Here is a 13,647-nt window from a genome sequence, read left to right on the forward strand (position 1 = left end):
AGGCAGGATCGATCAGGAGGTCGAGCGCCTCGGCCAAGGGCGGCAGGACGATCCGTTCCGAATCGCCTTCGACGAGCAGGACAAACCGGGCGAAGTAGAGTTCAGGATAGGCTAGCATGGCGCCACGGACGAACTTGGCGGCCTCGTCAACGCCCGGCGGGATCTTGATCTTCTTGACCGTCGAGACGCGCGTCTTCGGATCGCAGCGGCAGTAGCGGACCTCATGCGGGTTGACGCGACTCAGAACTGCTGGCGAATGACTAGTGACGATGGCCTGCGCGCCTCCGGCATCGGTCAGCGAGCGGACCTGACGGATAATCCGCGCAAGGAAGTAAGGCGAGAGATGGTTCTCCGGCTCTTCCAGAGCGAAGACCGTGAGCGCGGGAATTCGCAGAGTGTCGTCGCGGAAACCCTCGACGGTGCCACCGACAACCTCGCGCTCCAGATCGAAAACTGCCGCAGCTAGCGCGAAATAGAAAAGCGATTGCTGCCCATCGCTCAGGGCGTCGAGACCGCGTTCCTGCCCGTCCGGCCCCCGCTCGAAGATAACGGCTATCTTATTAACGACCTCCTCGAACCGACGGCTGACCAGGCTGAGCCGAGGTTTCGTATCGACGACATCGTCGTGAAGGCCCGACCAGCGTGCCTGCAACGCTTTGCCGATGGCCGCAATCGCCGACTCGCCCTCGAATGCGCTGGCCAGATTCTCGGTGGCTGTCTGGACCGCCTCCTCGGTTTCGGACGACCATTCGATCGCACGAAGCAGACGAGCGGCGAGTGCGCCGGTCGTCGCCTTAATCTGCGCCGCCGCGTCCCGGCTGGCAGGCGTGTAGTAGAGTTGGATTAGGCCGCGATCCGCTGCCGAGACCGGGCGGCACTTGTCCTCCGCCGGATCGTCATCGAGCGTATCGACCCAGAAAAGCTCCTGCGAAACTTCGCCTTCGACCGTCCCGTCATCTTCCCATCGCGCTTCGAGGCGTAGGCGGCAGACCGGGGACTTGCCCTCCCGTTCGATCTGCATGTGCCGGAACGAGGGTGCGATCGTCTCCGGCGTCGCTGTGCCATCGGCCAGCTCGGGCAATCCGATCAGCACGTCGATGAACAGATCTTTGGGCCCGCGATCGTCCGGATCGTCGTCCGCGCCGAGGTGAAAATCCGAACGCTGCACGGTACGTTGCGCTCGCGATACGCCGAACAGCTTCGACAAAGCGTGCAGAAGCGCGGTCTTCCCCGCCGCGTTCGGACCGACGACTGCCGTGATCTCAGATGAAATCCGCACCGTGATCGGATCGGGACCGAAACAGCGGAAGCCGGACAGGGTTACAGATTCGATACGCACAGGCTTCCTTCCAGCAGGTCGCAGTGGGGAGCGGGTCCGTGTCCTCGCTTAGGAATGCTAGATACCCCCGGTGATTGAAAACGCGGCCCCGACGATGCCGAATGTCCTATCGAGGCTCGATCCAGGAGACGTGCCCAGCTGACATATAGACGATCGCGCCACGCTTGGCACCGGTCACGCTTAGATAGTCGCGCAGCTGCGCCGCGTGTGCGCTCTGCGCAGTCGCGTCCGGATTCACATCTGATTTCCAATCGACGACCAGGGCGATCCGATCCCCCTCCATCACGACCGCATCCGCCCGGCCAGCAAGGAAGCGTGGCGGGCTTGCGGCCCAGAGCGGGATTTCTGGGACCAGCCGCGAAACGAACGGGGTGAGCTCGGGCAGGCCGAGTGTGCGCAGTGCCGTGGTCGCCATCTCGACCGGGTTCGGCCCGGGCGCTTCGTCGTCTTCGTCGACGAGAGTTTGCAATTGGCCCAGTAGGTCGGCCGCACGTTGGGTTACTTCTTCCCGGACGGAGGGCAGCTCACCGTTGAGAAGCTCTTCCATGAGTTTATGCAGGACGTTGCCGCGCAGTGCCCCCGCCCCGATTATACGTTGGCCGTCTGACGTTATATCCACGACGAAGCTGTCCTTCGTGTCGGCGCTGCGGTCCGGGTCCCGCTCACTCGGACGATCCCATACAATGGGTGCTGACGCAGCATCGATCCGCGCGGCCTCAGCCGCAAAGACCGCCTCTGTCTGTTCGTTCGGGTCGGTATGCGCAGGGCTGGCCACAGGGGCCGGCAATGAGTCAGTTTGAAGTTCGGTCAGCCGCTTCTGGCCAAGATCCATCACGCGCGACCATGAGCGCGAGGATGCCCCTGGCAGGTCGGGGATGACCAGCAAGTCGCGGGCACGTGTGGTCGCCACATACCACAGCCGCTCACGCTGCCTGGCTTCGCGGAACTCCTCCTCTTCGCGGGCGGCCGCAAGCTCTGGCGGCTCGATGCCTCCGACGATCCAATGGATCGTGTCATCCGACTGCCGATAGACGAACTGGTCCTGAGGCTTGAAGCGGGTGGACGAGTTCACCGTGATGACGACCGGCCATTCTAGACCTTTCGCACTGTGAATGGTGACGATTTCGACCGAGTCACCGGAAACATCCACCCTACCCTCGGGGTGGCGGCGCTTGCGTTCCCACCCACGCTGGAGATCGAGAGCAAATGCGCGCAGGCCCGCAACTCCATACGGTCGTGCAAGCTCGACGATGGCATCGAGGTTCGCCAGTGCGCGGGCGTTCCGCTGGCCGTGCCGGGCGGCCATCACAACCCGAAGGTTCAGGCGCTCGATCGCATAGGCGAGCAACTGCATGGGAGTTAGTTCCGCCGCGAGACGTTGCAGCGCCTGGAGCTTCACGAGCACATCGCGTGCAACGGGATGGGCAACTTCGTCCGCCGATGTCCGAAGTTGGAATCGCCGGCGCGCATCGGCATCGGGCTGGAGGGCCGCAGTGATGTCGAGTAGCTCTTCGTCGGTCAGCCCCACAAGCGGACCACGCATGAGGGCGCCGAATGCGAGCGTATCCAAGGGGTCTGCCAAAGTTCGAACCAGGGAGAGAAGGTCCTGCAACTCCTGTCGGCGGAACAGCGCGTTCCCAGCCTGGGAGGCCACCGTGATTCCCTGTCTTTCAAGGGCGCGCTCGTACCGCCAGAGGTCGGTATGAGTCGGCGCGAGCAAGGCTATATCACCGGCGCGCAGACGCCGCTCGGTGCCGTTCGCCTCGGTCATCGAGAGTGCCCCGATCAAGCGGGCGCACAGCCCAGCCACCGCCGCCGCCTCTGCCTCGCGCTGCTCCTCGGCGCGAGCGTCGCGGGGAACGTCGAACGTGAGCTTGGCAGCCGCAGGGAATGGCAGCGGGGGCGGGTTCACGGTCGCGGTCAAGGGTACAAAGCCCGGTTGTCCCGGCTTTGCCAGCACATCCTGGAACACCTGATTGACGTGCTCGATTACTTCCGAGCGTGACCGGAAGTTCGCAGTGACGGCAAGCAGGCAGCCATTGGCCGATTTCGCGATGATTGACTTTGCAAGGGCGTAAGCCTCGATGTCTGCGCCGCGAAAGCGATAGATTGCCTGCTTCGGGTCGCCGACCAGGAACAACGCACCGGGACGAAGCTGCGCCTCTTCCCATCGGGCAGGCCGAGTAGCGGCGGCGATGCAGAAGACGATCTCGGCCTGTAGCGGGTCGGTATCCTGGAATTCGTCGACGAGAAGGTGCGGGTAGCGCCCGGCGAGCCAATCCCGTATTTCCGGATGCTCGCAGACAAGGACGCGCGCCTGCAAAAGCAGATCGTCAAAATCGAGGACCGCAGCATCTCGTTTGCGTCGGTCATATGCCTCAATCACTTCGCTCAAGAGCGCGGCCAGTTCGTGTACGAGCGTTTGCGCGATCGAGCCGATCAACACGCGATAAGCGGCACTGACCTGCTCGAACTGAGCGGCCGCCTCGGCGGCCCGGCGCTGACCCTCGACCGCTCCAAGGACGCTCTTCCAGGCCGTCGTTCTGCCGTAAGGCTGCAGGTCGATGGACTTTGGCCGCATCGCACCGATGCGCGGCGGCTGGGTCAAGCGCCACAGGGCTGCGAAGTCGGTATTGGTCAGGGCCTCCTTATAAAATGCGGCAAGCCGCTCCAGGTCATCGATCAGGTCCGCTGTGCCTGTTTCGCCAGGCCCGGCCGCGTGCCACCGGGAAAACGCTGCGACGGCATCGGTAAATGTCCGGTCTGGCCGGGATGAAAGATCCGGTGAAGGCGCAGTCGCAGTGCGATGATCTCGGCGCAGCATGGCAAGTTCGCGAATGCGCTCGACGACGCCAAGCGGATCGTCCTTGGCCAGGGTAGCGATCGCTCCATCTTCGTCTGCGCCGTCCGCCAGCTTGCCCTTCAGCCATTCGGAAAGCACTTCATCGAAAAGGGCTTCGGCGACGGTCTCGTCGACGACCCGCGATCCGGGATCGAGACCGGCGGCCAGCCCATGCGAGCGAAGGATGCCCTGGCAGAACCCGTGGATTGTCGTCGCCGTAATTTCATCCAGACGCGGCGCCGCGTCCTCAAGATGTGCAAGCTCGTCAGCGCCCAACCGGTCGGTGACTATTTTGGCAAGCGCCGGCGGGATCTTTCCGGCGCGAAGCTCGCCGATCGTCCAGCGAATGCGCGCTTCGAGTTCGCTTGCTGCTGGTTCGGTAAAGGTAATGGCGGCGATTTTGGAGGGCTCAATCCCGCTCGCTATCATCATCGCGACACGGGCCGCCATCAAGGACGTCTTGCCGGTCCCGGCCGCGGCCTCGACCAGTATGTTGGAGCTGAAATCGGTCAGTGCGCGCCTGCGAGCGGCCAGGTCAGGAATTGTCACGGACTGCTCCAAAGCCTGGAAAGCTGGCTGTTCACCTGCGCGAAGGGCCGTTGCTTGATCCGGCGGTAGGCCTCCAGGTCCGACGGAAGAGCGACCGAGATAGAATCGAAGAACTCCGGCTGGGGACCCGGCGCAATTTGACCGCTCCGCTGAAGTTCGACCCCGGCCGCCGTGAACGAGACGGCCTGCTCGATTGCGGTCACCAGTTCATCATGGACCAGATTCAATGTGCGGGCGGGCTCGTCCCGGAGGTAGGTCAGCCGCGACTCAATGTTTCGAACATCCGGCAGCAACGATCTGGCGGCCAGGGCATAGAAAACGCGTTGGAGCTCCGTCCCTCGATCGAAGACGATGGTCTTCTTGCGCTCCGGTGCCCCTCCCGCCTTGTAGTCGGTTATGATGGCCATGCCCCTTGGCCCGTCCTCATCGAGCCGATCTATGCGGCCTCGAAACGCAATGCCGGTTGTTCCTATGGAGACCGGCGAGAGCGTGGTCCACGGATGAGGCCCCTCGATCGGCTCGCCGAAAGTCAGTTCGGTCCAACTCGTGCCGCGAGGTTCACCCAAGGCGTCTTTCAGGCCGCGCGATGCGCGTTCGCGAGCCAATGCCATCGTATGGCGCCAGAGCAGACCGGGTGGGACGGCTCGTGCGATCGGCCAAGCATCGTCCAGTCGTTTCGCTTCATCCGCAAGGGCGATCTCGATGTCGTCGATATTGCGTGGAGTTCCGTTACGCAGCACCCCAGCAATGAGGGAATGGACGAGTTCGCCGAACGAACGATGGTCAAGCGCGAGCGGCTGGGGGTCCAGATTCGGCTCCCGCCAGTGCAGCGCGTATTCCCAGACAAATCCGAGAGGATCGCAAAGAAGGCGATGGAGCGACGTCGTCGACTGCACCTGGGCGAGTGCTTCGACGATCATTGGATGGTTTGCACGAACAAGCCCGTCGTGGGCGGTATGCCGGTCGCGGTCCTGCCAGGCGCGCCAGCAGCCACGACTGGACCGGACCTGCGGCTGCTTGCCCGCATCGGCAGGCCTCGCATAAAGGCGATCGCTTTCGCTGAATGCGTGCCGCGGAATGGCGCTCCGGCCAACAATCCTCTCTTGGTCGCGACGCCATAGCGTGCTCGCCGCCTGTAGCGCTCCCGTTGCGCTCCTATGTCCACGCGAGAGGGTGTAATCGGCGGACTGGTTGACGATGATGTCGTGCATCATTCGGTCGTCGCCGGCAATATCTGCCGATGGAAGCCGAATGTCCTCGAGGAGATGCTCCGGAAGCAGCGGGTCTTCGATCGGCCGCCGTGGCCAGGCGTTCGCTTCGAGCCCAATGAGGCGGACAYGCTTGCGGGGCGCGGCGGCCAGATGATGGGCGGGTCCCCACACGATGGTGTTGCCGGGCTCTTGCCCGTCATCGACACGGAGCGCCTGCAACGAGAGCTCAATCGCTTGGGGCGGCGCCATGCGCAAGGCGTCCTGCCACAAGGTCAGCGCGGGCCCTCGCAACAACCGGCGCCCCGAACGATCCGCCTCGGAAATGCCCCCCGCGAGGAGTTCGAGAACCGGCTGCAATGTCCGCTCGGCAACATCACCGTCGTTCCGGTCGGCGCGCGCCCGCTCGAGGGCGTGTTGCCACAGTTGTGGTGTCGACAGGGCAGCGCTTCGCCTCAAACCCTTAGCCCAATCGAACGGGATGCTCTCACGCGCTGGAGGGACACGGGCCAATAGAAGGCGGACGCGCTCCTGGGAAAGTCCCCTCAACAGAATGTCGGCGAGCGCCGCGCAAGTCTGGCCTTCGCGGGTCGCCAAAGCCGGAATGCCATGGCTGAAATGCAAGGGGAGCCTCGCCTCACGCGCGAGCACAAAAAACGTGTCGTCCCAGGTTGTCGGCGAGGCTGCCGTGATGGCTATCTCGGCTGGAGGGATGCCGTCCTTGGCTATTCGGGCGCGTGCCCAACGAAGCGCTTCTCGCACTTCGCTTCGCGGATCGGCGCAGACATCGGCCGCGACGAGAAGACTACTTCCCGCGGGCACGGTTCCCATCTTTCCCGGGAACCAGCTCCGGCGACTATGAGACGACGCAACCCATCGGACTGGAACAACGTCGCAGAGCTGCACGACGAACTGGCGCCAGACGGGCTTGATATCGGGCACCTCGTGAATGGTGACTGGACCGAGCAATTTCGGCGCGAGATGCAGGCGCTTCACCGCAGCTTCAACAAGATCGGGCGGCACCATTGCCCCCGGAGGCAAAGTCTCTCTCACCCGGCGCTCCAGCAAGGTGAAGTCCCGAAGCCGGGCATTGTCCGGTATGGCCCTTGGGGTGCCGACGTCCCACCAGCTCCGGAGCGCGGAGAGCACGGCCGATGGCATTCCGGGCAAACCGGAAACCTTGCCGATGTCTTCGTATCCGCCAGCGTCGAGAGCCCGTCTTATTGCGGGATACAAGATCTCCTGTGACGCCGGCGCGATAAAGCCGCCGGCGAGGCGTGCGGCGAGAAGAGGAAGGGTCAATATCTGGCGCCCGGTTGCTTCTTCACGAGCGGCATCGAGCCGTTGCATCCGCAACGCCAGCGGCCCGTCGACAACCACAGAATGAATAGACATGGTGCCCGCCTCAGCCCGCCTCTCCCCGCCGAGCGAATGCGGCCTCGATATGAGTAACCATGCCTTCGAGGGCTTCGCTCAGCCTCTCCAGGTCAGGCTTGCTTATGGATCGCTCCCGACCGTCGTGATCGCGACCGTAGCGATGGACGCAATCGTGCCGCACCGGCACGAACTCCATAAGCGTTTTCTTGGTCGCTTCATCTGGAAAAATGGTCGAGCCGAGGGCGCTCCGGTAGTAGTGATCGATCTTCACGAAGTTATGGTACATCAGCTCGCGCAGCCGCATGTGTACCCAATCGCGAAAAGCGTTCGGATTGGACGCGAGTTCAACGACTTCGATCTTGTCGGCAACCCACTCCTTGTTTCCCTTCACCAAAGCTGACATTGCCTTCGGATCATCGAGCACCAGTCTGATAAGACGATCGCTGAGGTATGCTTCGATGGCGGAAAAATACTGGACGAGCAGCATGCGGTTCAGCTCGTCAATGAGCCCCCGCCCCTCCATCTCGGCGGCGATATGGCTGATGTCGTAGGTCGCAAATTTGAAGATTTTTGCCGGGTCGCTCGGTAGGTTCTCGCGCTGATACGCTTCCACCTCCCATGCTTCCTCGGAAGTATTGACCGGATCATCGATCACACTCACATGGATATTTTCATTCATCAGGTTCGCCACGAGGCAGGCCCCAGTATTCCGGATACCTACAGCGAATTGCTGCTCGCATCCGTGGCAGGCAACCGTCTGTTCGGCGTAGCCCTGCGCGTCGGATTCGCGGTCTGCCTGGACATCGTAGCTCGGAACTTCTTCAATGGTTTCGGTGATCGTAGCCCCGCATCGGGGGCATACAAACTCGAGCGATGGTTCCCGAGGCGACATGCCCAGCCCTCTCTATTGATCCGAAGATAGCCGGTGACGCGAGTTTGTGACCGGGTTCGTTGTCATGCGAATTCATCGTAGAGCGGCACGGTCGGGGCGTGGGCGTCGATCGCCTCCACGACGCTGGCGGCGAGGGGAAGATGGCCCTTCTCGGCCTCCCAGACCTGTCGAAATCGCTGGACGGTTTCCGCGGCAGTGTCGACGACGAGCTTTTCGGGTACAAGCGCCTTGGCCGCCAGATGCCGAAGCTCGTCGGCATCGAACTCGGCCATCTTTTTCGTTCGAGAGAAATTGAGGGCGGCGGTATCCTCCCCCTCGATATAGGGGATGGTCGACACCAGGTCGTAGGCCGGCGACAACGCCGCCGAGCGCCGGTCCGGGTAGATCAGCGACCAGTTCTTGAGGTGCATGTCGCCATTGCCGATCAGCGCGCTGAACACGAGGCGGCGAATGAACTCGGCGGCGCCGACATCCCCCGCTTCGGTGCCGATGACGCGCGCGATGTTGGCATAGCTCGCGCGCCTGTACTTGTCGTCCGGAAATACTCCGAAGACCTGCGCGAAATCCTCTGTGTGGACAGGACCGTCGCCGGTTCGGTCGAAGCGGCTGACAGCAAGCGCCTGCCCCTTGAGCTCGCCAATGCCTTCTGGAATGCCGGCGATCGCATCGAGATCGATCAGGTTGATGACCGGCACCTCCATGCCGATCATGCCAGCGATCGTCATCATCGAGAACTCGTTTTCGGGAACGCCGGTGAACTGCTGGGACGGGAGCTTCACGATCCACGAGCCGCCGACGCCCTCCGCGGGAATGGTCAGGCCTCCGCCTTTCCCTGCGTTCTCGAACGCGGAGAACTTGAGCTGCACACCGGCGAGCGAAAAGCGTAGCGCATTAGGTTTGGCGTTCTCCGGCAAATCCTCGTCGTCGCCTGGCGGAAGGGAGCCGCCGGCCGCTGGATGGATCGAGAGTGCTCCGGGCAGGTCGAGCCCAAGAACCCAAAGCAGGAAGAATTCGCGCTGCTGATTGACCCCGGCCCGCTCGGCGAGATAGCGGCGTAGGCCGCCCTCCGGCAGCAAGTTCGAGAAAAACGGCGGCACCACCCGCTGCGTGGGTCGAATTTTGGTAATGAGGCCGCCCAAGTCGTCCTTGAATGACAAGCTGAGGGTCGGTCGATGCGGGTTCTCGACGTAGGCTTCGTTGAATGCAAAGATCGTCCGATCACCCTGCAAATGGGTCAGCGTGCCGATAGGCTCGTCGTAGAGCCGCACATCGAGAACCGAGACGTCAGGCATTGGCGTCCCCATCGTCCAGCGAATAGGCGGGTCGCGGCTCCGACAGTGCAGCATGGGCGATTGAGTTGCGTAGTCGCTGCAGGTTCTGCGCGATGTCCCGGACGATGGGTGCTGCCTGCGCGCTTGCCTGATAACGCTCAAGGCGGGCAATCAATTCGCGCACCAGTTGCGTCTCCTGATCGCTGAGGTTCACCCGCCGCAGAAAACGTAGCGTATCTTCGATGCGATCCAGATCGGCCGAGCTGCCGTATAGGTGCTTCATTTTCTTGACCAAGCGCTCGGCACGGGCAAAACGCTTGTCGTTTGGCTGGCCGGCATGGATATGCATGTCGGGCGTTGCCTGGGCCTTCACCAGACCCAATACGGCAGGCACGAGCTTCTTCGGGACAAGCATGACCTCGAGATCAAGCGCGCGGGTCAAGTCGATGAAGCTCGACAGTCCCGGCTCCATCTTGCCGCTCTCAATTTGGGAGATGTGGCTCTGCGTCAGCCCTGCCCGCTCGCTGAGCGCACGCTGACTAACGCCGGAAGCCTCGCGGACCTCGCGGGCTTGTGCGATTAGGCTTTCGCTCTGATAGACCATGATATAGAATCCAGATCAAAGAAGGATATCGATCAGAATGCTATATCTAGAGCGTTGCGCGCTTTCCGTCAAGATTATGATATATGATAATGATCTAATTGCCGATCCTGATATATAATACTACATCGACCGATTCTAGGGGTTGATCGAATTGCGCTGAACAGATGGCGGCGGAGAATTGAGGAATGCCCAGAAAAGAAAAGAAGTTCGGGACAGTCGCCGAAGCGTTGCGTTCGGTCGAGCAATCTGCCGCCCGTAGAATGAGGGCGCGTGAAAAGCATGCCGCGGAGATCGCTGCACGCGTGCCAGGTGAGGGATACGAGCCCTGCATCGTCAGCTTCATCGACGTGTTGGGTTTTCGTAACCTCCTCGAAACGCGGCATGCCTACGATATCCGCGATGTGTTGCTGCAACTGCGAAAGTTCACCGCACCTGTCGAAGAACTCCCGACACGACGAATGAAGGATGCGCGGTTGCTTAGCCGCGCATTCACGGATTCCGTTTCGGATGCAGTCGTGCGGGTCCGGGTCTTCGACACCCAGTTCAACGACGGCGCCTTCTTCCACGAATTGCTCGATCTGCTTCATGCGCAGGTTGAGTGCATTGGACACGGCGTAGTCATCCGCGCCGGGGTCGCTATCGGCAACGCCCATGTAGGACTGGACGGCAAAGGGCCGGTTTTCGGTCCTGCTATGGTCCGGGCTTATGAAATCGAGTCGCATGAGGCGCTCTATCCCCGCATCGTCGTGGACCAAGCCGCCTATCAGAGCTTTCTCGACGATGCGCGGCTTCGCAACCAGGACCATCACCTTGAGGAGGAGGTTCGATATGTGGCCAACCTTCTTCGCGTCGACGCGGACGGTTCACGTTTCATCGACTACCTCGCGGGCAGCGAGGGCGAGTTTGATGACCCGGCCGGCTATCTCCTTTTTCTCAAGAGCCACGCGGAACTCGTTCGCGGGAAGCTGGCTGCAACGACCGGTCGCGTACGGGAGAAGTTTGAGTGGCTGGCCGCCTATCACAATTCGGTCGTCGAGGACGTCGTTGCCGAATTCGCAGACGGTCGCCGGTCGGCAGAAACATTCACGGCCGAGTACGACCTAGTTCCCGAGACGTTCCTGCGCGCGATGGTCATTAGCGCATGAACGCAAGGGACGAGGGCAACCGTACGACCAAGACCCGTAGCTCCAGGAGGAGCTGCCTCTTCCTAGCGAGGCATTACAACGCCCGCTGACTAGAGGCTTACCCCACGCGCATACCGGCCTCTCCCCCTGACCTCCCGTCACCGAACTCACGATGAGTTTCAGTGCGCCCGTGCGTCACGTGGCCATCGCCGAGCGATCGGCGCTGTTCGCCGCTATTTTTGGTTGATTAAAAACGCCATTTGTCCTCAGTCTCGGAGTCTTCCCATTGGYTGCCGGAAAACTCGGTCATGATACCGCCGGCAAGCAGCTTCTCCTTCGACAGTAGGCCCGCGTCCTCGAGTGCCTCGAAATCCGGCAGCTGGCGCAGCGTGTCGAGCCCGAACTGCGACAGGAAGGTTTTGGTCGTCACATAGGTGTATGGCGCCCCCGGCTGCGGCGAACGCGGCCCCGAGGCGATCAGCTGCTCAGCGCGCAGCACGCCGATCAGGTCGCGCGACACCTCCTTGCCGAAAAAGCTCGACAGTTCTGCGCGCGTGATCGGCTGGAAATAGGCAATACACATCAGCACGAGAGCTTCGGATTGCGACAATTCTTTCGACCCCTCGCCCGCTGCCGTGCCGAAGGCTGCGTGAATGGCGTCGCCAAAACCCTTTTTGGTCCGGTGCTGCCAGCTGCCGGCGACCGCGACCAGCTCGTAAGGGCGGCCGGCGAGTTCGGCGCGAATGTCGTCGATGATCAGCTCGATATTGCAGTTTTTTCCCACCACCCGCGCGAGGACACTACGTGTCACCGGTTCATTTGCGGCAAAGATCACCGCTTCGACGCGGCCCATCCACTCGCGCCAGCGCAGTTCTGGCGGCAGGTGGTCCAGTTCCGTGTCGAGCAGCACAGGCTGTTCGTTTGGCTTGCGGCGGGCGGACGCTTCGCTCATTGCTACAACCCAAACAGCCGAAAAGTGGTGCGGCCGGAAAGCTCGCGCACGGCATCCAGCTGTTGCAGCCGCTCGAACAGGCGTCGCGCCGCAAAGCGGGACAGGTTTTTGGTCGTCAGCGAGCCCGAAACGGCGTCGTCGTCGAGCAGTTTTTGGATCACCTCGCTGGCGCCCTTGGCGCGCAGTTTCGGCGCCACCGCCAGGAGCTTTTCGGCACGACGCGACAACTCGGCGGCCAGCCGGCAGGCGTCGGCCGCCGCCGTAACCAGCGCCAGGCAAACCGCGCGCTCGAAACTTTTTTCGCCGGGTCGGATGCGCCTGCCGCCACCGACTCCGGCGCGGAGGGCTGGAGCAAAAACCTGCGCCGTCAGCAGCGGCAGCGGCCGCGGCCAGCGCAGGCTTTGCGCCAGCACCAGGTCGGCCAGCCACCACGCCAAAAGCTCGGAGTCGGGCCGCATCGCCACGACGCGGGCGGCGATGGCTGCGGCGGCGAATGGCGCCGGCCGCTGCGACTCCGCTAGGGTATTGACCTCCACGCAAAGYGCTGCGAGCGCGGCACCGTCCCAATGGAGTCCGAGCAGCTCGACGATCTTGGCCAAACGATCGGCGGTGGCGACGGGCGGCTGCAGCGCCAACTGCCGCCAGGCGCCAAGAATAGCGCCGGCGGGACCGGGATCGGCGCCGGCCGGGCGCAGGTACCAGGCGTCGCGAAGGGCGGCCTCGTCTTCTGAGCGACCGGCGAGCCGCATGCTGGCGGCGGCACAGCGAAGCGCCAGCCGCTGCCGCCAGGCCACGGCCCAGCTGGCTTGCGCGCGGGCCAGCGTGTCGAGCGAAGCCAAGGCGGCGCCGGCCTGGAAGGCAGCGTCAGTGTCGCTGAGGGTGCCGGCGGCGAGCACCCAAGGTGGCACGGTCGGCGGCGGGGCGGGGCTGGCGGTCGCGGGATCGAGGCGAATCATGCTCTGGAGGGTAAAGTGGCTGTGCGCTTTGCGCCATCAGTTTTGCACCAAAACGCACAGCCTGTCGGCAACACATAATGAATGATAATCTTGCATTATCATTCATTTTGCTATCTATATGAAAAATGGCCTCTCTCGTCGACCAGAACCCCGGAAAGGGTGCTCGGCACCGTCCCGCTCGACCACAGGAAACGGCGTCGGGTGTCAACCAAATCGCGCCTGTGGCCTCGCCCGGGCACGACACGCCGATCGCCGACGACCTGCCCGACATCGTCGACGTCGTCATGGAGATGGGTCGTATGCCGGAGGAACCGCCGGCCGAAGCCCCCTCCCCTGTTCCGGCCGTCGCCAATCCCCGCCTGCCGGCGCATCTCGACGCGCTGGCCGATCGCGCCCGCGACTATGTCGAGGCGGCGAGTTCCGCCAATACGCGCCGCGCCTATGCGGCTGATTGGAAGTATTTTGCGAGTTGGTGCCGGCGCCAGGGCGTCGAAACGTTCCCGCCGGATCCCCAGGTGGTCGGGCTCTACATC

9 protein-coding genes and 1 pseudogene are annotated in these 13,647 nt (G+C 62.7%); 2 read left to right on the forward strand and 8 right to left on the reverse strand.

All coding sequences use genetic code 11. The annotated features are described in order from the left end of the window. The 6 genes from AC1DZP_RS34725 to AC1DZP_RS34750 all read right to left on the reverse strand — a co-directional run. Positions 1-1,339: ATP-dependent nuclease (locus tag AC1DZP_RS34725; RefSeq protein ID WP_477308701.1), on the reverse strand; the 1,339-nt coding region annotated here is incomplete at its 3' end. 106 nt (positions 1,340-1,445) lie between these two features. Beyond that, positions 1,446-4,730: a UvrD-helicase domain-containing protein gene (locus AC1DZP_RS34730; protein ID WP_477308703.1), complete on the reverse strand. Its 3,285-nt coding sequence runs from the start codon at positions 4,728-4,730 to the stop codon at positions 1,446-1,448. Then, the gene (locus AC1DZP_RS34735; protein ID WP_477308705.1) at positions 4,727-7,333 is read right to left on the reverse strand and encodes a PD-(D/E)XK nuclease family protein; all 2,607 of its coding nucleotides are present in this window, start codon (positions 7,331-7,333) and stop codon (positions 4,727-4,729) included. The genes AC1DZP_RS34730 and AC1DZP_RS34735 overlap by 4 nt, the downstream gene beginning before the upstream one ends. A 10-nt stretch (positions 7,334-7,343) precedes the next feature. Next, complete coding sequence (locus AC1DZP_RS34740; protein ID WP_477308707.1) at positions 7,344-8,207, reverse strand: hypothetical protein; 864 nt, start codon at positions 8,205-8,207, stop codon at positions 7,344-7,346. A 62-nt stretch (positions 8,208-8,269) separates the two neighbouring features. Beyond that, complete coding sequence (locus AC1DZP_RS34745) at positions 8,270-9,499, reverse strand: type II toxin-antitoxin system HipA family toxin (protein WP_477308709.1); 1,230 nt, start codon at positions 9,497-9,499, stop codon at positions 8,270-8,272. Next, on the reverse strand, positions 9,492-10,082 hold the full coding sequence (locus AC1DZP_RS34750; protein ID WP_477308711.1) for a helix-turn-helix domain-containing protein: 591 nt from the start codon (positions 10,080-10,082) through the stop codon (positions 9,492-9,494). Before AC1DZP_RS34750 ends, AC1DZP_RS34745 begins: the two co-directional genes overlap by 8 nt. A gap of 185 nt (positions 10,083-10,267) precedes the next feature. Between AC1DZP_RS34750 and AC1DZP_RS34755 the strand changes: the two genes are divergently transcribed. Continuing rightward, positions 10,268-11,227, forward strand: coding sequence for a hypothetical protein (locus AC1DZP_RS34755; protein ID WP_477308713.1), 960 nt, complete (start codon positions 10,268-10,270; stop codon positions 11,225-11,227). A 226-nt stretch (positions 11,228-11,453) separates the two neighbouring features. Here the strand turns inward: AC1DZP_RS34755 and scpB are convergent, their stop codons facing one another. Further along, on the reverse strand, positions 11,454-12,158 hold the full coding sequence (gene scpB / locus AC1DZP_RS34760) for an SMC-Scp complex subunit ScpB (protein WP_477308715.1): 705 nt from the start codon (positions 12,156-12,158) through the stop codon (positions 11,454-11,456). A gap of 2 nt (positions 12,159-12,160) precedes the next feature. After that, complete coding sequence (locus AC1DZP_RS34765; RefSeq protein WP_477308717.1) at positions 12,161-13,114, reverse strand: DUF1403 family protein; 954 nt, start codon at positions 13,112-13,114, stop codon at positions 12,161-12,163. 125 nt (positions 13,115-13,239) lie between these two features. Between AC1DZP_RS34765 and AC1DZP_RS34770 the strand changes: the two are divergent. Beyond that, positions 13,240-13,647 (forward strand): annotated as a pseudogene (locus tag AC1DZP_RS34770) (integrase); the annotation flags it as partial.

The sequence above is a fragment of the Mesorhizobium sp. P2_F8 genome (genome assembly GCF_056403655.1).